Origin of the sequence: Halarchaeum sp. P4 (genome assembly GCF_051195175.1) — an archaeon.
Taxonomy (GTDB): domain Archaea; phylum Halobacteriota; class Halobacteria; order Halobacteriales; family Halobacteriaceae; genus Halarchaeum.
Genome location: NZ_JBNTKC010000004.1, coordinates 93,403 through 114,372, shown reverse-complemented (window position 1 = coordinate 114,372; position 20,970 = coordinate 93,403). Strand labels below are relative to the sequence as shown.

Here is a 20,970-nt window from a genome sequence, read left to right as displayed (position 1 = left end):
AGCCCTATTCCCGCTCCACGTCGCCTGAGCGGACGCCCTCGCGCACGTCGGCGGCGCGCTCGCGGATTCCCGCCAGCTCGTCGGCGTCGCGTTTGTCGTCGAGGTGGCCGTAGACGAGACCCATCCGGTGGTTCGAGCGCAACTCGTCCTCGTGGTCGGCGAGGAAGTCCCAGTAGAGCGCGTTGAACGGGCAGGCGTCGTCGCCGACCGTCGCGTCCGGGTCGTAGGGGCACTCGGCGCAGTGGTCGCTCATCCGCTCGATGTAGTTCGCGGAGGCCGCGTACGGCTTCGTCGCGAAGAGGTCGGCGGCGTACTGCCCCATCTCGACGGTGTTCGGCGTCGATACCCAGTGGTAGCCATCGACGAACGCGACGTGGAACCAGCGGTTGAGTTCGTGGGGGTCGACGCCGTAGAGCAGGCCGAAGTTCGAGAGCACCATCAGGCGCTGGATGTGGTGGGCGTACCCCCGCTCGCGGACGCCCTCGATGGCCGTCGCGAGGCACGCCATCTCGGTGTCGCCGTCCCAGTAGACGTCGGGGAGCGCGCGCTCGGCGTCGAGGCGGTTCGCGTCCGCGAGGTTGGGCATCCCGACGCGGTAGACGTGTCGGACGAACTCGCGCCACCCGATGATTTGGCGGACGAACCCCTCGACGCTCTCGACGGGAACGTCCTCGCGCTCGTGGTAGGCGTCGATTGCGGCCTCGGCGACTTCCGCGGGGTGGAGGAGGCCGAGGTTCAGCGCGGGCGAGAGGAGCGCGTGGTCGAGCGCCCACTCCTCGGTGACCATCGCGTCCTCGTAGGGCCCGAAGTCGGGGAGGCGGTGCTCGCAGAAGTCCGCGAGCGCGTCGAGCGCGTCCGCGCGCGTCACCGGCCACCGGAACGCCTCTGGGTCCGCCCATTCGTCCGTGTCACGCTCGCTCCACTCCCGCTGTACGCGCTTCGTCGTCTCGTCCGGCGGATACTCGGGTATCTCGGGCGCCTCGTAGTCTGTGGGCGGCGTCTCGCGGTTCGCCTCGTCGAAGTTCCACGCGCCGCCCACGGGGTCGCCGTCCTCCAGCAGGTAGCCGGTCTCGCGTCGCATCCACCGGTAGAAGTCCTCGTGCTGGAGCGAGTTCTCTGCGTACCAGTCGTCGAACTCCGCGGGCGAGCAGAGGAACAGCTCGTTCTCGACGACGTCGAGGGTGCCGCCGCGTTCGGTGACGAGGTCGCGTAGGCGGTCGGCGGCACCGTGACTCGACGGGCGCATCACCGTGAGCGAGTCCCCCGGATGGGCGTCGAAGTGTGCGTCGAGGCCGTCCGCGAACGTCTCGACGACGTGGTAGTCGACGGCCCGGCCGGCGTCGCGGAGGGCGTCCCGGAAGTGGCGCATCGCGCTCGCGACGAGCGTGCGCTTGTGCGGGTGGTAGGGGTGGCGCGCCGCGAACTCGCGCGCCTCGACCATGAGGACGCGCTCGTCGGGCCTGTCCGCGAGCGGGCCGACCTGCCGCGTCAGTTGGTCGCCGAGGACGAGAACGGTCACGTCCGGGCCGTCGGCGCGCGACGGCAAGGCGGTTGCGGCCCGCGCGCCGCGAACTCGTGAGCCTACAGGCCGGCGAGGACTTCGTCCAGCAGGCGGCGCGCGACGGGCGTGTTCAGCGGGTCGTTCTCGTCGCCGCAGTTCGCGTCCATCACGCAGGACGGACAGCCGGCCGTGTCACAGTCGCAGGCGGCGATGCGCTCGCGTGCGCGCACCCCGACGGCGTCCAGTTGCTCGAAGAGCGCCTTCGAGAAGCCCAACCCACCAGCGACGCCGTCGTAGACGAACAGCGTCGCGCCGCCCGTTTCGGGGTGCTCGCGGACGGAGAGCCCGCCCAAGTCGTCCGCGGAGAGCTTCAGCTCGAGCGGTGCGAGCTTGATGAGCGCGTGCTCGGCGGCGTGAATCCCGCCCATGTACTCGCGTTCGGCGTCGCCGGGCGCGACCTCGCTTGCGTCCACGTCGTCGCCGTCGAGCCACGCGTTCACGAGGCGGGTCGCGGCGTCGTCCGGCAGTTCGATCCAGCAGAGCTGGGTGTGCAGGGAGAGCGGGCCGAGCCCCGTCGGCTGTGGAGGCTCGACGAGGTTTCCGGTCTGTATCTCGCGGCGGGCGTACTCCGCGTAGTGGACGTCGACGATACCCTCGCCCCAGCAGAGGGCGTAGCCGTTCGCGAGCTCGCGACGCTCTTTTTCCTCCAAGTCGTGAATGCGCGTCGTCGAGCGCGTCTCCGTGTACTCGTCCACCGCCACCTCCTCGACGGTGACGGCGGGGTTCGGGGTGTCCTCCTCGAACGCGACGACCTCGTAGGTCTGGCCGTCGTGGAGGAAGAGCGCGCCCTCGTGGTAGTCCCGGTAGGCGCGCTCGCGGTCGATCGGCTCGTGGTCGATTTCGCCGTTCGCACACCGCACGTCGAACTGGACGTCCGAGGAGGCGTACATCGAGATGTCGGACTGGGGTCGCGGCGCGCCGTCGTAGCGCACGCCCCGCTCGAGGTCGCCGACGACCTGCCCGGCGCGGCGCCACATTTCGACGGCGCGCTCCAGTCGGTCGTCGGCCGCGCCCTCGACGCTCGCGCCACCGAACCACCGTTCGTCCTCGTGGGTCAGCGGGAGTTCGGCGGCCGCGCACAGCAGGTGACGGGCGTAGACGGGGTCGTTCGAGAGGTCGACGACGGCGTCCTCCACGGCATCCGCGAGGAGGTAGTCGGGGTTGTCGAGGACGTACTGGTCGATGGCGTCCGAGCGCGCGACCAACACGGAGAGCGCGTCGCTCGTCCCGCGCCCCGACCGGCCGAGTTGCTGCCAGAACGACTGGCGCGTCCCCGGGTAGCCCGTCAGGAGCGTGGCGTCGACGCTCCCGACGTCGATGCCGAGTTCGAGCGCGTTCGTCGAGACGACGCCGTCGAGTTGCCCGCTCTTCAGGCGGTACTCGATGCCCCTGCGGGTCTCCTTTCCGAGGCCCGCGTGGTAGGGTTCGGTCGAGAGGGAGCCCGACTTCGGGTGGTCGCTCGCCGCGCGCGCCGCCTGCTTCGCGCCGATTTCCGCGCCCTGCCGCGAGCGCGTGAACGCGAGCGTCTGCACGCCGTGGAGGCCGAGGTGCGCGAGCAACTCCGCGCCCTCCTCGCCCGCTGAGGCCTTCGCGTCGAGGTAGTCCTCGAAGCCCGCCTCGTCACTCAGCGCGCCCGCGTCGAGTGGCGGGTCCCAGAAGACGATGTCGCGCGCCCCACGTGGCGACCCGTCCTCGTCCACGACAGTCGTCGGCTTTCCGGTCAGCGCCTCGGTGTGTTCGGCCGGATTACCCACCGTCGCCGTCGTGCACACCACCTGCGGGTCGCTCCCGTAGTGTGCGAGCACTCGACGTAGGCGGCGAATCGTCCACGCGACGTGCATCCCGTGGACGCCGACGTACGTGTGGCTCTCGTCGATGGCGAGCAACTCGCAGTCCCCGTAGAACTCGTGCCAGCGCCGGTGGCCGTCCAGGTAGACGTTCACGCCGCTGAAGTTCGTGATGACGACGTTCGCCTCCTCGCGGTATTCCGTGCGTACCTCGCTCGGCGTGTCGCCGTCGTACACCTCCACCCGGATGTCAAGGCCGAGGTCGTCGTAGAGGTCGTTCAGGGCGCGCTCCTGGTCGCGCGCGAGCGCCTTCGTCGGATAGACGAGCAGGGCACGCGTTTCCTCGTCATTGAGGTAGTTCCGCGCAATCTGGAGGGCGTAGACGAGTGTCTTCCCCGACGACGTCGAGGTGGCGACGGTGACGTTCTCGCCGTCCGCCAAGGCGTCCAGCGCCGTCGCCTGATGGGTGTACGGGTCGAAGTCGAGGCGCGCCGCGAGCGCGGGGTCGAGCACCTCGCTCGCGGGAACGGTGTCGGCGTCGCGTGCGTCTTGGGTCGCGATTTGGCGTATCTGGCCCTCGTAGTCGGGATACGTCGCCTCCAGGTCGTGGCCCGTGAGCGGGGCGTCGCGTTGTGGCGTCTCGGACATGGTTACCAGTCGGTGAGCGAGCGCTGGACGGTGTCCTCACTCGTTTCGCGCTCGGCCTCTTGCAGGCGCTCGTAGACGAACGCGAGCGCGCGCACGTCGTCCTCGCAGTACGCGCGGTGTCGCGCCCAGTCGAGTTCGGCTTCTGGACGTCGCTCGGTCATCCAGCGCCGGTACTGCCGGGCGACCGTCGCCCCCGAGAGGCCGGTTTCGTCGCCGTCCCACCCGAGCGCGTCCGCGACGTCCTCGAGCGTGTTCGTGTGGCCGGGGAGGACGGCGTTCCCCTCCCGGACGGCCCACTCGTAGGGGTCGAACGTGTAGGCGGACTCCCAGTCGTCGAGGAACGCGGGCGCGTGCTCGACGAGGTGGTCGTAGAGGACGTCGAAGTCGAAGCGCCGGCCGTTGTACGCCACGAGCGGGCGGTTGTCGCCCTCCGCGACGTACCACGCCATGAAGTCCGTGAGCGCGCCCGCGGGGTCGTCCGGGTCGCGCTGGACGAAGTCCGTGTACGTCTCGCGTACTGGGTCGTAGACGCCGATGAGCCAGACGATGGAGGGATTGAGGCCGTCCGTCTCGATGTCGACGTGGATGGGGTCGCGACTCGGGAACGCGCCGTCGTCGCTGTCCGCCGCGCGGACGATTCGCCCCTCGGCGAGCGCGTCGGCGCTCCGCGCGACCGACTCCGCCGTGGACTCGCCGATGCCCTCGACGGCCTCGAGGTCACGCGCCGACGCCTCCGCGACCTCAGTGCGCGTCCGATAGCCGGCGTCGCGGAGGCGGCGCGCCGTCACGCGCCCCACGCCGTCGAGCGCGCGCAGACCGAGTTTCCCGGGACTGAGCGTCCGCGTCGAGACGACGCCGTCCGCGCGGAGCGTGAGACAGGGCAGCGGCGTGCCCGCTTCCTCGAGGTCGCTCCCGCCGCCGTGCACGCGCAGGCTCCCCCACTCATGGGCGTAATCGCTCGGCAGGCCGGTCGAGACGTGCGTGTACGACCCCGAGGCATCCGCAAAGGCGTCCGTGTACGCTTCGCGGCCGACGAGGCGGGTTTCGAGCGCCGTCAGCGACGTCTCCAGCGAGAGTGCGTCCGTGACGACGAACGTCTCCGTCGCGGTGTCGAAGTGGCTCCCTTCGAGGTCGGCGAGGCCGGCGAGCGCGGCGACGCCCCCGGCGATGGCCACCTGCACGCCAGCGATTTGGCGGACATCGAGGCCGTTAGCGCGCGCCGGCTGAAGTACCGGTACGTCACCCTCGAGTTGCTGGCGGAGAACGCTCGGCGCGCGCGGGTCGCTTCCGACGAGCAGGACGGCGTCCGGGTCGAAGTAGGCGACGGCGTCCCGCACGCGTTCGCGCCCGCCGCGGAGGACGAACCCGGTGTCGAGCGCGAGAACGTCGGCGGCGGCCGCGCGCTCGCTCGTCGCGTCGCTCGACGGCGTCGTGGCGTCCGTACGCGACTCGGACGGTGGCGGGGAACCCATCGCGGTGTCGGGGACGCTTGGGTGTCGCCGAAGAAAACGGTTGCTCTCCGCTCAGTCTTCCAGCGGCGCTTCGACGTGCGAGACTTCGATGATGAGCTCGTCGCCGCTCTCGCCGAACTCGACGACTTCGCCGGCGACGACGAGTCGCGAGTGCGGCGTCGGGCCGATGACGATGGGGTCGCCGACTTCGACGTCGGGGACGGACGCCTGGAAGGTGATGCGCGCGCGGCACTCGTCGGGGTTGTTGACGCCGAGGAAGTCGATTCCCGCGACGGTGACGTCGACGCGGTCGTAGTCGCGCGCCATCGTGAGCGACTCCGCCTCCTCCTCGTCGAACGACTGGGCGTCCAGCGCCTCATAGGCGCCCGTCGTCGGCTTGTAGCCGCCGCGTGGCCCCGGAATCCCCTCCACGAGGTCGAGGGCTTTCAGCGTCTGCATCTGATTGCGAATCGTCCCCGGATGCTTGTCGACGGCCTCCGCGAGTTCGTCACCAGTCATGGGCGACTCCGTCGACTGATAGCCCTCTATCAGCGCGTTGAGTATCTCCTGCTGGGAATCCGTCAAATCCATCGATTTATGGCCGCTACTAGCGCCTATGGGCGGATATACGTTTGGATTGTTCTCGTAGTATTGGCTGTTTGGCTGGCTCGACGCCGGAAAACGAGCGGGTGTCGAAACCCGCTCGCGCGGCCCGGAAACCCCGGAACCTATCACGGCACTCGTGTACGCCTACCACATGAGCGACAGGGAGCGCACCGACGCGTCCCGCGAAACGAGACGCACCGAGGCGCACGGCGACGCCGCCCACCCCGAGACACACGTCGGCGTCGACGTCGGGGGCACCTTCACGGACGTCGCCCTCTCGACGGCCGACGGGCTCGTCACCGCGAAAGTGCCGAGCACCGCAGATCAGAGCGTCGGCGTGCTCGAGGGCATCGAGGCGGCCTGCGAGCGCGCTGGCGTCGACCCCCGGACGATAGACGCCTTCACGCACGCGATGACCGTCTCGACGAACGCCCTCCTCGAAGGCGACGGCGCGCGCGCGGCGCTCGTCACCACCGCGGGCTTCCGGGACGTCCTCGAACTCGGCCGACAGGACCGGCCCGCGCTCTACGACCTCGACGCGGAGAAACCAGACCCGCTCGTCCCGCGCCGCCGCCGCTTCGAGGTGGACGAGCGCGCCACGGTTGAGGGCATCGAGAACCCCGTGGACGAAGCCGAGGTGCGCGCGCTCGCCGACGAGATTCGCGCCACGGACGCCGAGAGCGTCGCCGTCTCACTCCTTCACGCCTACCGGCATCCCGAGAACGAGCGGACGGTGGCGGCCGTCCTCCGCGAGGAACTCGACGTCCCGGTGTCGGCCTCCCACGAGGTGCTCGCGGAGTTCCGCGAGTACGAGCGCACCGCGACGACGGCCGCGGACGCCTACGTCACGCCCGCCATCGACGCCTATCTCGGCCGTCTCGAGGAGCGTGCCGTCGAACGGGGCGTGCCGACGCCGCGCGTCATGCAGTCCAACGGCGGTATCGCCGCCGCCGAAACCGTTCGCGAGCACGCGGTGACGACGGCGCTCTCCGGGCCCGCGGCGGGCGTCGTCGGTGCCGCCGAGACTGCGAGCGGCGTCGCGGCCACCGACGGTCTCGTCACCTTCGACATGGGCGGGACGTCGAGCGACGTCTCGCTCGTCCGGGACGGCGACGCCGAGCGCACCACGGACGCGACCATCGCCGGCCACCCCATCGGGACGCCGATGGTGGACGTCACGACGGTGGGCGCGGGCGGCGGCTCCGTCGCGTGGGTTGACGACGGCGGCGCGCTCCGCGTCGGCCCGCGCTCGGCGGGTGCCGACCCCGGCCCCGCCTGCTACGGGCAGGGCGGCACCGAACCCACCGTGACTGACGCGAACGTCGTCCTCGGGTATATCGGCGCGGACGCCGCCCTCGGCGGCGAACTCGAACTCGACGTCGCCGCCGCACGGGACGCCCTCGCCCGCCTCGCCGACGAGGCCGACTTGGAGGGGCCGCTCGCAGCAGCGCGTGGGGTGTACCGCGTCGCGAACGCGAACATGACGCGCGCGATTCGCCGCGTCACCGTCGAGCGCGGCCACGACCCGCGCCGCTTCGGCCTCGTCGCCTTCGGCGGCGCCGGCCCGATGCACGCCGCCGCCCTCGCCGCTGACCTCGACGTCGACACCGTGGTCGTCCCGCGCGCGAGCGGTGTGCTCTCCGCGTACGGCCTCCTCGCCGCCGACGAGCGCCACGACGCCGCGCGCACCCATCGCACTGCACTCGCCGACGCCGACGTCGCGGCCGTCCACGCCGCCTATGCGGAGTTGCGCGAGTCCGTGCTCGCGGAGACGGAGGCACCCGACGCCGCACGGGTCGATTACTTCGCGGACTGTCGCTACGCCGGGCAGAGCTTCGAGCAGACCGTTCCCGTGGCCGACTTCGACCCGGAGACGGTCGCGGAACGCTTCCACGAGGCCCACGAGCGCGCACATGGCTATCGGCTCGAGGACCCCGTCGAGGTCGTGACGCTGCGCGCGAGCGTCACCGTCGAACGCCCCCGGCCCGCCACCGACTATGACGCCCCGGGCGACGCCGTGACCGGCACCCGCGAGGCCCACTTCGGCGGTGACGTCCACGAGACGACCGTCTATGACCGCGCGCGCCTCGCGCCAGAGACGACGCTCGCCGGGCCGGCAGTCCTTGAGGGCCGCGAGAGCACGGTCGTCGTCCCACCCGCGTGGTCCGGGACCATACAGCACGACGGCACCGTCGTCCTCGAACGGGGTGAGCGCGCATGACGCTCGACGCCGACATCGACGCCGTCACGCTCGAAGTCGTCCGCAACCAGTTCGAGAGCCTCGCCGAGGAGATGGGCCAGGTGTTGATTCGGGGTGCGTACTCGCCGAACATCAAGGAGCGTGAGGACTGCTCAACCGCGCTCTTCGACGCCGAGGGCCGTCTCGTCGCGCAGGCCGAACACATTCCGGTCCACCTCGGTGCGATGCCCGAGGCCGTCGAAGTCGTCCGCGAGCACGACCCCGAACCGGGCGACGTCTTCGTCCTCAACGACCCCTTCGCGGGCGGCACCCACCTCCCGGACGTCACGATGGTCTCGCCCATCGGCCGAGAGGGCGAGACGTTGGGGTACGCCGTCTCGCGCGCCCACCACGCCGACGTCGGCGGCGCGACGCCCGGGAGCATGCCCGCCGGCGCGCGCGAAATCTTCGAGGAGGGCCTGCGCCTCCCGCCCGTCCGCCTCGTCGACGGGGGTGACGTCGTCGAGGACGTGATGCGCCTCCTGCTCGCGAACGTCCGGAACCCCGACGAGCGCCGCGCCGACCTGCGCGCGCAGATTGCCGCGAACGACCGGGGGGCCGAGCGCCTCCACGACCTCGTCGACGACCACGGCCTCGCGGAAATCCGCGCGGCGTTCGACGCCGTCGTCGACTACTCGCACGAGCGCTTCACGTCCGAACTCGCCGCCCTCCCCGACGGTACCTATCGCGCCCGGGACGTCCTGGAGGGCGACGGTCGGAGCGACGCCGACGTCCCCATCGAAGTCGCCGTCACCGTCGACGGCGAGACGGTCACCGTGGACTTCGCGGGCACCGCCGACCAGGTCGAGGGCAACGTGAACGCGCCGCTCGCCGTCGCGAAGTCCGCCGTCTACTTCGTCCTCCGGTGCGTCACCGACCCCGAGATTCCGCCGAACCAGGGCTGCTACGACCCCATCACCATCGAGGCGCCGCGCGGGAGCGTGCTGAACCCCGAGCCGCCGGCGGCCGTCGTCGGCGGGAACGTCGAGACGAGTCAGCGCGTCACCGACGTCGTCTTCGCGGCGCTCGCCGACGCCGTCCCCGAGCGCGTCCCCGCGCAGGGGCAGGGGACAATGAACAACCTCACCATCGGAAGTCGCGGCGGCGAGTTCGCCTACTACGAGACCATTGGCGGCGGCGCGGGCGGCCGCCCCACCGGCGACGGCCTCGACGGCGTCCAAGTCGGGATGACGAACACGCTCAACACGCCCGTCGAAGCCCTCGAAAACGAGTATCCGCTCCGCGTCGAGCAGTACGGCCTCCGGCCGGACAGCGGGGGTGACGGCCGCCACCGTGGTGGGCTCGGCGTCGTCCGCACAGTCACCGTCGAGGCGGACGCCACCGTCTCGCTCCTCACGGAGCGACGCCGTGTCGCCCCGAAGGGTGTCGCTGGCGGCGAGGACGGCGCGACGGGCGAGAACCGTATCGATGGCGAGCGCGTGTCCGCAAAGGTCGTCCGCGATATTGAGGCCGGCACGACGGTGTCGATTCGGACGCCCGGCGGTGGCGGGCACGGCCCGCCCGCCGAACGCGACTCGGGTGCCCGCGCCGACGACGAGGCCGACGGGAAAGTCACGCCGGACGCGGGCGACGACACGTAGCCCGCAGCGTCCCGCCGCTCGGCGGGCGGGATGCACGGAAGTACAAATAGGGCCGGGCGCTACGTCGAAGCGATGAGTGACGCCTCGGGGGGCGAGCGTCGCGAGCGACCGGCGCACGAGGCCGGAGAGCCGACGCCGTCGCCGTGGCCGCGGCGCTACCGCCTCGCGTGGGGTACCGCGGCGCTCGCCCTCGTCGTGGTGTTCGGCTCGGTGTGGCTCCTGCTCGGCGACGCGGCCGACGTCCAACTGGCGTCCGACGCCGCCGTGACACTCGGGAACGTCGTCGCCGCGCTCGCTGTCACCTACCGCGCGCGCACCGTCGCGTCAGCGATGCGTCGCGGCTGGCAGGCGCTTGCCGCCGGGCTCTGGTTCGTCCTCGCTGGCGACGTCGTCTGGGTCGTGCTCGTCGCGCTCACCGGCCGCGTTCCCTACCCGGGACTGCCGGACGTCGCCTATCTCGCCGCCTACCCGTTGCTCGCTGGCGGATTCGCCCTGCTCGCGGTCGACCCGCGCGACCAGCGGCCGTGGCTCCGCTTCACGCTCGACGGCCTCGTCGTCTCGGCGGCGCTCCTCACCCTCGGCTGGCACTTCGCGCTCCACCCGATTCTCGGCACCGGGTCGCTGCGCGGCCTCGAAACGTGGCTCGGCCTCGCCTATCCCGTCCTCGACATCCTCGTCGCCTCCATCGGCCTCGTCGTCGCGATGAACGCCCGCGGGCCGCGCCGCCCGGCGCTCGCGCTCCTCGCGGCCGGCGTCTTCGCGTGGACCATCGGTGACGTCGCGTTCGCCGCCGTCGCCACCGGTAGCACGACCGAATACGCCACGCTCGGGCTGTTCTGGCTCGTCGGCCACCTCGCCATCGCGCTCGGCGCCGCCCACCCGGACGCCGACGCCCCACCGGTCCCCGGTCAGTCACGCCACTACGAGTTCGGCGAACTCGTCTACCCATACCTGCCGTTCTCGCTCGCCATCGGCCTCGTCGCCGTCCTCGGGTTCACGGACGCGCTCGACAAGGGCGACGTCGTCTTCGCGACGCTCGGCGTGGTCGCGCTCGTCGTCCGACAGGTGTTCGTCGCCCGCGACGTCGACCGCCTCGGCCGCGCGCTCGACGCGAACGCCAGGACGCTCGCCGCGCGCAACGAGGAACTCCTCCTCGTCAACCGCATCGTCCGCCACGACATCCGCAACGACACCACTGTCGCACACGGCTGGGCGAGCGAACTGCGCGGCCACGTCGACGATGCCGGCGAACCGATGCTCGAGCGCGTCCTCCGCACCCTCCGTCACACCACGGACGTCACCGAGACGCTTCGCGACTTCCTCGACGCCCTCGAACCTGGGGGCGGGCCGGCGCTCGAAGCCACCTCGCTGCGACCGCACCTCGAGGAACCGGTCGAGGTCTGTCGCACCCTCTTCCCGCACGCTACCTACGCTGTCGGTGACGTCCCCGACGTTGAGGTCGCCGCGAACTCCCTACTCAACTCCGTCTTCCGCAATCTCCTCACGAACGCCGTCCGCCACACCGACGTCGAGCACCCCGAAATTGCCGTGACCGTCCAGACGACCGACGACGCCGTCCGCGTCCGCATCGCCGACAACGGCCCGGGGGTCTCCGACGAACTCACGGGCGAACTCTTCGGTCGCGGCGCGAGGAGCGCCGAGAGCCCCGGGAGCGGTATCGGCCTCTACCTCGTGCAAACGCTCCTCACACAGTACGGCGGCGACGTCTGGGTCGAGGAGAACGAGCCACGCGGTGCGGTCTTCGTCGTCGAACTCCGGCGCGCCGACGCGACCTGACGGTGGGCGGGACGCGACAGGACGGGTCGGGTTGCGCGGGCCGAGTGTTCTTGGTTCTTGCCTGCGACACCCTCGCTATGACCGATTCGTCGTCACTCGCGGACACGTTCTGGGAGCGCCACGCGAACCCGAAGAGCGGGTGGTCGCGCGTCCTCATCGGGCCGCTCGTCCTGCTCGCGCTCTATCGACGCGACGTCCGCGCTCTCGGCGTCGCCGCCGTCGCCCTCGTCGTCAATCCCGTCCTGTTCCCGCGCGCCGAGACGGCCGACGAGGAGAGTTGGATGACGCGCGGCGTCCACGCCGAACGCTGGTGGCTCGAACGCGGCGAAGGCACGATTGGGCTCGGGTGGCCGAACGTCCTCAACACGCTGAACGTCCCGACGTTCGCCTACGCGCTCTACGCCGCCTACACGAAGAAGGGCGTGCGTGCGCTCCTCGCGTACGCCGCCTCGATGGCGTTGAAGTTCGCGTGGATCGAGCTCGTCGCACGCCGCTACGACCGGCGGGAGGCGTGAGTCACACCGACGACGCGCCGGCCGAGAAGACGGTGCGCGCCGCGTGCCCGAGAAGGTAGCCGGCGACGCCGAGCATCGCCGCGAGGAAGGCGGCGCTCACGACGGCGTACGTGAACGCACTAGCAGGGCCGGCGGCCGAGAGGGGACGAAAGAGGTTCAGCGTGAACGCGAGCGACGGCCCGAACGCGAACGCCCACGCGTTGCTCCCCGGTCTGCCCGCGTAGACGAACGCCGCGGCGACGAGAACGACTGCGGCGGCGGTGCCGTGAACCAGCATCGACTGCACTGCGGTCGGCGGCGTCGCGTTCGTCGCTCGGAGACCGACGAGCGTCCCGTAGCAGACCGCGAACGCGAGCGCGCCCGCGAGGAGTCCGTCACGGGGCCACTCTCGTTCCATATTTGTTCACCGCTCGCCGCCGGCAAGTGTTTTCGGGACGCCGCGCCCGCGCGCTGGGAGGAGACCGGTGGCTGTCGTGGTCAGCGGCGGCGGACGAGCAGACTCGCGAGGGCGAACGCGACCCCGGCGAGGAGGAGCGAGAAGCCGGGTGAGGACCCGGTCGTCGTCTCCGTGCTCGTCGGCTCGGACGGCGTCACGACTCCGTCCGTCGTCGACGTCGTGGCCGTTTCGCCCGCCGACCGGGACGTCACCGTCTCGTTCTCCGCCGATCCGGTCGACTCCGTCGTGCTCGTCGTGGACGTCGTGGTCGTCGTCGTGGCGGTGGTCGTGCTGGTCGTGGCGGTGGTGGTCGTTGTCGTCGTGGTCGCGACCGCACCACCGCCACCCGTGCTTCCGCTGGCCTGCGTCGTGGCGGTGGTGGTCGTTGTCGTCGTAGTCGTGGTGGTCGTCGTCGACGTCGTGTTCGCCTCAACTGTCAGGGTGTGTCGGTCGCTGAGGCCGAGGAGTTCGAGTTGCCCGCCGACGCGCTCGCTCCCCCGGACGCCGACGTAGTAGCTGTACTCGCCGGGCGCGAGGTCGTCCGTGTCCACGAGGACGTTGTATTCACCGTCACCGACGCGCGTCGCCGCCACTGTCCGGTTGTAACTCCCGTTGAAGAGGACGACGTCGACGCGGTTCGGCGTCTCATTCGACCCACCGAGCGTCGCGTCGATGGAGAGACGCTCGCCGCGCGTCACCGACCCGGGCGCGTTCGCCGACGCCGTGTAGGACGCGACGACGACCGGGACGATGGTTCGGAGCGTCCCGTCGGAGACGACGCCCGCGAGGTACGTACCTGCGGCGAGGGAGTCGGCGACCGTGTACGTCCCGTCGCCTTTGACGCGCTTGGAGGCGACAATCTGTTTGTCACCGTTGTAGATGTTGATGGTGTAGACGCCGGCGCTGTCGGGTGCGTCAACGGACAGCGTGACCGTCCCATCGTCGGCGGTGCGGCCGATCGAGGAGATACGGTAGTCCTGCCCGCTGATGGTGACGGTACGCTCGGGCGTCGAGAGTTCGGTGCTCGGTTGGAGGGTGAATCCGTTCGCGGCGGCGACGGTGAACGCCGGGGTCGCGACGAGCGACGCGGCGAGGAGAAGGGCGAGGGCGGCCCGTGTCGTTCGCATTACCGTACGATACCCGCGTGTGGCAAAAGGGGTTTCGCCACACGGCGCGCCCCCCACGGAGAGAGCATACTGCTCACCGACGATTCATAGTTCCTACGCCCGCATCAGGATTGAATCAAATGGCCAAGGCTTTTACCGTAATCTGAGGTTAAGATAACCGTGAGCCATAACACCGATACCACCAGGAGGACGCTCGCCCTCTTCCTCGTCCTTCTGGTCGTCGTCTCCCCCGTCGCGTCGGGTGTCGCCGTCGCGACAAGTGACGGCGGAGCGGGTAACGCCGCCCTCTCCGACCCCGCGGGGTACGACGCCGTATCCGACACCAGCAAGTACGCCCTGACGAACAACACCAGCGTCTGGGAGCGCGCGCTCCTTCCGCTCCGCGCTGACAGTAGCGCCGCGGACCACTTCTCCGAGGGCCCCGGCATCTCGGTCACGGCACCGAGTATCGACGGCGAGGCCAACCTCAACAAGGACCTCGCCTTCTACGACACGGGGTCCGTCGTCCCGATGACGTTCGTCCCGAGACGCGCGATCGAGGACACGTCCGAGTTCTCGGGTGAACGCGCCCAGCTCGTCGCGTTCCGCCTCCCGAAGGGTGCCGACGCGCCGACGACGCCCTCGGCCCTCGAAGCGTTCCTCTCGAACGAGTCGAACGCAGAGGCAACGCTGGCCGCCAATCGCACGTTCTCCTTCGAACAAGCGTCTGTCGGCTCAATTGACACGTTCAACTTCACGCCGAGCGAGCCCGGGCAGTACGCCCTCGCGCTCGCGATGCCGGACGCGAACGCCAGCGGCTACTCGGTCGTGAACGGCACGCTCGAACAGGACGGGAAGGTCACTATCGTCGGATTCGACACCGTGTCGGTGCACAACCATCGCTCGACCGTCACCGTCCCCGAGACCGCGACGGTCGGGTCGAACGTGACGTTCGGCGTCGACGCGAACACCGGCGCCGCGCCGAACACCACGCACACCCTCCTCCTCTACAACAACACGTCGCTCTGGCGGTCCACGACCACAATCACCCTCCAGAACCTTACCGGGACGCTGAACGCCAGCGTGGAGGCCGGCATCAAGCAGGTCAACGGCGACTTCCGCGTCGTCGGGACGCCGGGCGCCCACGGCGTGAACACCTCCGAGCGCAGCGTCTCCTACCCCGTCAGCGTGCAGGGGCTCTTCGACCTGCTCCGCAGCGACTTCCGCGACTTCGGGAACCGCTCGACGGTGACGAACGCCAGTGACGCCGTCGTCATCAACGCCACCGGTACCATGGCGGAGATGGGCGCGAGCGGCACGCTGAACGTCTCCGTGCCCGCCGACTGGCGGACCGGCGACTACCACTGGATCCACGTCAGCTCGACGCCGAACCAGTCGGACGTCTCGAGCTCGCAGGGCTCGATTACGCTCCGTGACGGCGTCACGCTGAACCTCACAGCGAATACCACGAGCGTCGTCCGTGGTGGCGCCGTCGAGTTCACCGTCACGCGCGCCGACACCGGCACGCCGGTGAACGCGACGCTCACCGTCGACGGCGAGACGCACACGACGGACGCGAACGGCACGTACACGCACGTCTTCGAGACGGGCGGGACGTACACCGTCACCGCGAGCGCGCAGAACACCGAGACGACCGTCTATCGCGGCGACTCGACGACCGTCTCCGTCGCGACGTCCGCCATCGCCGTGACGGACGTCAGCGCGCCCGCCACCGTCCTGCAGAACGAGACGTTCACCGTGAACGCGACCGTCCAGAACACCGGGAACGCCACCGGGACGCGGACGGTGAACCTCACCGCAGACGGCACTGTCGTCGCCAACCAGACGGTGACGGTCGAACCGGGTGCGACCCGGACCGTCGCCTTCGACTACGCCTTCACGAACGGCGAGCGCGGCAACGTCACGCTCGCCGTCGGCGGCCAGACGGCCGTCGTCGACGTGGACAAGCCTGCGACGTTCGCGTACTCGGCGCTCTCCGTCTCCGACACGCGCGTCGCGACGAACGACACCGTCACCGTCACCACGAACGTGACGAACGTCGGTGACCGCGCCGACACCCGAACGGTGACCCTCACCGCTGATGGCGACGTCGTCGCCGACCGTTCGGTGTCGCTCGACGCCGGGAACGCCACCACCGTGGCGTTCAACACGTCCTTCGCGGCCTCCGGCGTCTACAACCTCAGCGTCGGCAACCAGACGCAGGCCGTCACGGTGCTCGAACCCGCTGCGTTCACGCTCAGCAACCTCAGCGTCTCGCCAGCCAGCATCAACGCCGGCGCGAGCGCCACTGTCTCCGTGACCGTCTCGAACGTCGGCGAGCTGGCCGGCGTCAAGAACCTCACGCTCACCGACGGGAACACCACGCTCGCGAGTGCGAGCGTCCCCCTCGCCGGTAACGAGAGCGAGACGGTGACGTTCCAGGAGGTCTTCACGACCCCCGGCACGCACACGCTCGCCGTCGGTTCCCTGACGACGACGCTGAACGTCACGAAGGTCGACGCCGTCGCGCCGACCGTCGTCCTCACCGAGCCGTCGACCGGTGACGTCGCCTACGGGACGCCGCTCACCTACCGCGTGCGCGACGACTCGAACGTGACGAACGTCACCGTCGCCGCGACCACCGCGAACGGCACCGTCGAGCGCGCCGCACTGCTCGACGCCGCGAACGCGACGAACGACACCGTCCTCACCGTCGACACGACGGGCTGGCACGAAGGCCCCGTGACGGTGAACGTCACCGCGACTGACAGCGCGAACAACACGGTGACGAAGACCTACCGCTTCGACCTCGTCTCCGCGCCGACCATCACGTCCGTCACGCCCGACGACGGGTCGAGCGAGCACCCGACCGTCGCCGTGACGTACGCCGATAACGGCCCGGCGCCCGCGAGCGCCGAATCCGGAATCAACGCGTCCAGCGCCGTCCTCTACGTCGACGGCGAGCGCGTCGACTTCACGAGCGCGAACGAGAGTGCGGCGAGCGTCGCCCTCTCGACCCTCACCGCCGGCGTCCACAACCTGAAGGCCGTCGTCGCCGACAACGCCGGTCACGAGACGGCGCGCACGTGGACGGTCACGGTCGACGCGACCCCGCCCACCGTGGGCATCACGCGCCTCAACCGCGGCGCGATGAAGAAGGGCTTCCCGTTCGCCGGCATCGTCACCGCGGCTGACGCGAACCTCGCGAACGCCACCGTCGTCTACGCGAACGAGACGACCGTCGTCCACACCGAGAACGTCACCGACCGCGCACGGCTCACCGCGGGCGTCACGACGACGACGTGGAACGGACGGCTCGATGGCTCGTTCGTCGCGGACGGCACCTACACCGTGACGGTGTACGCCGAGGACGCCTACGGTCACACCGCGAGCGCGAACACGACGGTCCGCGTCGACACCACCGGCCCAGTCGTCACTGACGCGACGCTGACGCCGAACGCGACGAACGCCACCGGCACCGTCACCGCGAACACGACCTTCGCCGACGCGGCGAACGTGACGCGTGCGACCTACGTCCTCCGGAAGGCCGGGACGGGCGTCCGGTCGACCGTCACGAAGACGGAGAACGTGACGAGCGCGACGTTCGACGCCACTCGCCTCCGCGTCGATGGCACCTATCGGCTCACCGTCGTCGCCATGGACGACGCGTTCAACCGGAACGTCTCCGTGACGAACGCGACGGTGACGGTCGACTCGACGCCGCCCGAACTCGCCGCGAGCCTCGCGACGAACACCACGAGCGGTATCGGCACCGTCACCGTCGCGACGCCGACCAGTGAGTCCCTCGCCGGCACGCCCAACGGGACCGTCGAGCACGGGACGAACGTCTCCGGGCTCACCTTCACTCAGACGGCGCCCAGCACCTACAACGCGACCTTCAACCTGAGCGGCGATGGGACCTACAACATCTCCGTCACCGGTGAAGACGACGCCGGGAACGTCGGGAGCGCGACGGCGAACGCGAGCGTGCAGACTTTCACGGACAAGTCGAACGTCACCGTCTACCTCGCCGACTCCGGCATCGTCGCCGACCTCGAACTCGACACGGAAGTCGACCGGGGCTTCTACACGATGACCGGGAGCGACCGGCCGTCCCAGAAGCTCCCGCAGAAGGCCACGAGCGTCATGACGCTCGTCGGCCAGGTCAGCGAGAACATCAACGGCAACATCACCGCCGGCTCGACGCTCGCGTTCCCCGTCCGCAGCAAGGGGAAGGCGAAGAACGGGAAGAACGTCACCGTCCGCTACTACAACTCGACGACGGACTCGTGGGAGCGCTACGATACGGACCTCGTCAAGAACTACACCGTCACGGACCAGAACGGCGACACCGTCGTAAGCGGTGATCCGTACTGGGTCGCGAACGTCAGCCACTTCTCGACGTACACCGCGACGACAAACGACACCACCGGCCCGAACATCACGGTCACCTCGCCGACGTCCGTCCCGGCGTCCGCGACGTCCGCGTGGGTGAACGCGTCCATCACCGACCCGAACGGTGTGAACGCGAGCACGGTCACGCTCTCGTGGAACGGCAGCGACGTCACCACGAACGCCACGGTTGCCGAGACCGCGAACGGGAACGCGACGGTGTCGTACAACGCGACCGGCCTCGAACCCGGCGCGAACTACACCGTGAGGGTCAGCGCGAACGACACGCGCGCGAACACGAACACCACGACGACGACGCTCAGCGTCGCGGACGATACCGCGAAGCCGAGCGCACACATCACCACACCCACGAACGGCACGGAGTTCCCCGCCGGCACGACGGAAGTGCCGCTGAACGCCTCGTTCGGTGACGCCGACTCCGGGCTCGCGGCCGTGAACGCGACGCTCGACGGCACGGACCTCAGCAACGAGGCGAACCTGACGTCGGGCACCCTGAACGTCACCGCGACGCCCGGTACGGGCACGCACACGTTCACGCTGAACGTCACCGACCGCGCCGGGAACACGGCGACTGACACGGTGACGTTCACCGTCGCGAACGACACCACAGGCCCGAGCGTCGAGGTCCTCTCGCCGGAGAACAAGACGTACGCAAACACGACGACCCACGTCCCGCTCGCCGCGAGCGCGACTGATTCCGGCACGGGCGTCGACTCCGTCACCGTCCGCGTGGACGGGACGGACGTGACGAGCGCCGCGAACACGACGAACTACGCGAACGTCACGTACAACGTCACGGACCTCCAGCCGGGGACCACCCACACCGTGTCCGTCAGCGCGACCGACGCCGCCGGGAACGTGAACACGACGAACGTCACGTTCCACGTCGCGGCCGACACGCGCGCGCCCGCCATCTACATCGCACCGGACAACGAGACGCTCCCCAGCACCACGGTCAGCGTCTCGCCGACCGTCGCGTACACCGACCTGCTCTCCACCATCGACCCGGTGGACGTCACGCTCGTCGTCGACGGTGAGTCCGTGAGCACGAACGCGAACGTCACGAACGTCACGAAGACGGCGACGAACGCGACGTTCACCATCGAGAACCTGCAGCCGGGGACGCCGCACAGCATCACCGCGACGGTCGCCGACGCTGCCGGGAACTCGAACACGACCACCGCGACGTTCCGTATCGCGAGCGGGTCGAACATTCAGGTCACCGACGCGTCGGTGACGCCGACTGATGTCGTCGCCGGCACGAACGCGACCGTCACCGCGACGGTGTCGAACACCGGCGACGAAGCCGGGAACCGCTCCGTCGTCCTCACGCGCAACGGGACGCCGGTCGCCGGCACGACGGTCACGCTGAACGCCAGCGAGCAGACGACGGTGACGTTCGAGCGCACGCTCGGGACGCCCGGGACGTACGCGTTCGCCGTCGGCGGCGTGAACGCCGGCACCGTCACCGTCTCCGCGAACTACAGCGCCACCGGGTCGCTCGCGTCTTCGACGATCACGGCCGACGAGAACGCGACCGTGAACGTCACCGCGACGAACCGGCTCGACACGCCGCAGACGGTCGGCGTCGCCGTCACGGTGCCGAACGCCTCGATCTCGGCGCTGGTCACGGTGTCGCTGCCCGCGAACGGCCAGAACACCACGACCGTCACGCTCTCCGGCCTGCCGGTCGGGAGCCACGACGTCTTCGTCGACGGCCAGTCCGTCGGGACGGTCGAGGTCCGCGCCGCGACCAGCGGCGGCGGCAATAACGGCGGCAACAACGGCGGCAACAACGGCGGCGGCTCGCCGAACCTCGGCGGTGGTGGCGGCGGTGGCGCCGTCTCACCGCCGGTCGACACGCCGTCGCCCGAACCGCCGGTCACCGTCACGCGCTCCGTGAACGGCACGGGCGTTCATATCGCGCTCTCGAACGTCTCCGCCGGTGAGACAGTCAGCGTGACCGCGAACGCGACCGGCACGAACCCGAACGCGACGCTCAAGCAGTTCAGCCTCGACATGAACGACACGTCGTCGACGACGTTCACCGTCTCGAACGACACGGGTTCGACGCCCGGCCTCGGGAGTGCGAGCGCGATCAGCTACTTCAACATCAGCCACGCGGTCGCCGAGGAGAACATCGGCACGGTGTCCTTCACCTTCACCGTCACTGCGAGTGAACTCGACGCGCGCGGCCTCTCGGCCTCGCAGGTCTCGCTCTACCGCTACCACGACGGCTCGTGGAACGCCCTCGAGACGTCGCTCGACTCGCGCGACGGGAACGTGCTGACGTTCACCGCGACGTCGCCCGGCCTCTCCGTCTACGCGGTCGGAAGCTCGCCCGCCGAGTTCAGCGTCACGGACGCCACCGTGCAGTCCGAACAGGTCTCGACCGGTGAGACGGTGACGGTCACCGCCACCGTCGAGAACACCGGCGGCTCCGCCGGCGAATACACCGTCCCGCTCGTCGTGGACGGCACCACCGTCACCGAGCAGACTGTCTCGCTCGGCGCGAACGAGCAGACGACGGTGACGTTCGAACACGCCTTCGAGTCCGCCGGCGACTACGACGTCAGTGTCGACGACCAAGGCGCCGGCACCGTCACCGTCGAGGACGGTGGCACGGCCGGCACGACGAACGCCAACCAGCCGACGACCACGCCCGTCTCCAGCAAGGGCGGTCTCCCGGTCGTCCCCATCGTCGTGGTGCTGGTCGTCCTCGCGCTGCTCGTCGGCGGCCTCTACGTCTACCGCCAGGACCAGCTCTAACGCGCGGTCTCGCGGTTCACTTTTCTCCGTTCTGCGGTTTC

Annotated in this window: 11 protein-coding genes and 1 pseudogene; 6 read left to right on the top strand and 6 right to left on the bottom strand. The window is 69.9% G+C overall.

The genetic code is table 11. The features are described from left to right. Positions 1–4: 4 nt before the first annotated feature. From ACQUS8_RS13595 to ACQUS8_RS13580, 4 genes are all read right to left on the bottom strand, one after another. A complete protein-coding gene (locus ACQUS8_RS13595) occupies positions 5–1,519 on the bottom strand; it encodes a cryptochrome/photolyase family protein (protein WP_435102005.1) in 1,515 nt (504 codons plus the stop codon). 62 nt (positions 1,520–1,581) lie between these two features. After that, positions 1,582–3,996 (bottom strand): DEAD/DEAH box helicase, encoded by a 2,415-nt coding sequence (locus ACQUS8_RS13590; protein WP_435102003.1) that lies wholly within the window; start codon positions 3,994–3,996, stop codon positions 1,582–1,584. Between the two features lie 2 nt (positions 3,997–3,998). Further along, the gene (locus ACQUS8_RS13585) at positions 3,999–5,468 is read right to left on the bottom strand and encodes a ribonuclease H-like domain-containing protein (protein WP_435102001.1); all 1,470 of its coding nucleotides are present in this window, start codon (positions 5,466–5,468) and stop codon (positions 3,999–4,001) included. 51 nt (positions 5,469–5,519) lie between these two features. Beyond that, positions 5,520–6,038 (bottom strand): TrmB family transcriptional regulator, encoded by a 519-nt coding sequence (locus ACQUS8_RS13580; RefSeq protein ID WP_435101999.1) that lies wholly within the window; start codon positions 6,036–6,038, stop codon positions 5,520–5,522. Between the two features lie 166 nt (positions 6,039–6,204). Between ACQUS8_RS13580 and ACQUS8_RS13575 the strand changes: the two genes are divergently transcribed. The 4 genes from ACQUS8_RS13575 to ACQUS8_RS13560 all read left to right on the top strand — a co-directional run bounded on the left by ACQUS8_RS13575 (position 6,205) and on the right by ACQUS8_RS13560 (position 12,205). Beyond that, positions 6,205–8,274 (top strand): hydantoinase/oxoprolinase family protein, encoded by a 2,070-nt coding sequence (locus ACQUS8_RS13575; RefSeq protein WP_435101997.1) that lies wholly within the window; start codon positions 6,205–6,207, stop codon positions 8,272–8,274. Further along, the gene (locus ACQUS8_RS13570; RefSeq protein WP_435101995.1) at positions 8,271–9,893 is read left to right on the top strand and encodes a hydantoinase B/oxoprolinase family protein; all 1,623 of its coding nucleotides are present in this window, start codon (positions 8,271–8,273) and stop codon (positions 9,891–9,893) included. The genes ACQUS8_RS13575 and ACQUS8_RS13570 overlap by 4 nt, the downstream gene beginning before the upstream one ends. A 72-nt stretch (positions 9,894–9,965) precedes the next feature. Beyond that, positions 9,966–11,690: an ATP-binding protein gene (locus ACQUS8_RS13565; protein WP_435101984.1), complete on the top strand. Its 1,725-nt coding sequence runs from the start codon at positions 9,966–9,968 to the stop codon at positions 11,688–11,690. 77 nt (positions 11,691–11,767) lie between these two features. Then, the gene (locus ACQUS8_RS13560) at positions 11,768–12,205 is read left to right on the top strand and encodes a DUF6653 family protein (RefSeq protein ID WP_435101982.1); all 438 of its coding nucleotides are present in this window, start codon (positions 11,768–11,770) and stop codon (positions 12,203–12,205) included. 1 nt (position 12,206) lies between these two features. Here the strand turns inward: ACQUS8_RS13560 and ACQUS8_RS13555 are convergent, their stop codons facing one another. Together ACQUS8_RS13555 and ACQUS8_RS13550 are read right to left on the bottom strand one after the other, a co-directional pair. Then, a complete protein-coding gene (locus ACQUS8_RS13555) occupies positions 12,207–12,602 on the bottom strand; it encodes a hypothetical protein (protein ID WP_435101981.1) in 396 nt (131 codons plus the stop codon). 80 nt (positions 12,603–12,682) lie between these two features. After that, positions 12,683–13,768, bottom strand: a complete 1,086-nt coding sequence (locus ACQUS8_RS13550) for a hypothetical protein (protein WP_435101979.1) — start codon at positions 13,766–13,768, stop codon at positions 12,683–12,685. A 510-nt stretch (positions 13,769–14,278) separates the two neighbouring features. On the opposite strand from ACQUS8_RS13550, the pseudogene ACQUS8_RS13545 reads away from it, so the two are divergent. Together ACQUS8_RS13545 and ACQUS8_RS13540 are read left to right on the top strand one after the other, a co-directional pair. Beyond that, positions 14,279–15,952: pseudogene (locus ACQUS8_RS13545) on the top strand (CARDB domain-containing protein); the annotation flags it as partial. A gap of 2,286 nt (positions 15,953–18,238) precedes the next feature. Beyond that, positions 18,239–20,929, top strand: coding sequence for a beta strand repeat-containing protein (locus ACQUS8_RS13540; RefSeq protein WP_435102320.1), 2,691 nt, complete (start codon positions 18,239–18,241; stop codon positions 20,927–20,929). The last annotated feature ends 41 nt before the right edge of the window (positions 20,930–20,970 follow it).

Bases quoted from the DNA above. Each gene is read 5' to 3' on its own strand.
- ACQUS8_RS13590 (WP_435102003.1), bottom strand. From the start codon at position 3,996: ATGTCCGAGACGCCACAACGCGACGCCCCGCTCACGGGCCACGACCTG.
- ACQUS8_RS13585 (WP_435102001.1), bottom strand. From the start codon at position 5,468: ATGGGTTCCCCGCCACCGTCCGAGTCGCGTACGGACGCCACGACGCCG.
- ACQUS8_RS13580 (WP_435101999.1), bottom strand. From the start codon at position 6,038: ATGGATTTGACGGATTCCCAGCAGGAGATACTCAACGCGCTGATAGAG.
- ACQUS8_RS13575 (WP_435101997.1), top strand. From the start codon at position 6,205: ATGAGCGACAGGGAGCGCACCGACGCGTCCCGCGAAACGAGACGCACC.
- ACQUS8_RS13570 (WP_435101995.1), top strand. From the start codon at position 8,271: ATGACGCTCGACGCCGACATCGACGCCGTCACGCTCGAAGTCGTCCGC.
- ACQUS8_RS13565 (WP_435101984.1), top strand. From the start codon at position 9,966: ATGAGTGACGCCTCGGGGGGCGAGCGTCGCGAGCGACCGGCGCACGAG.
- ACQUS8_RS13560 (WP_435101982.1), top strand. From the start codon at position 11,768: ATGACCGATTCGTCGTCACTCGCGGACACGTTCTGGGAGCGCCACGCG.
- ACQUS8_RS13555 (WP_435101981.1), bottom strand. From the start codon at position 12,602: ATGGAACGAGAGTGGCCCCGTGACGGACTCCTCGCGGGCGCGCTCGCG.
- ACQUS8_RS13550 (WP_435101979.1), bottom strand. From the start codon at position 13,768: ATGCGAACGACACGGGCCGCCCTCGCCCTTCTCCTCGCCGCGTCGCTC.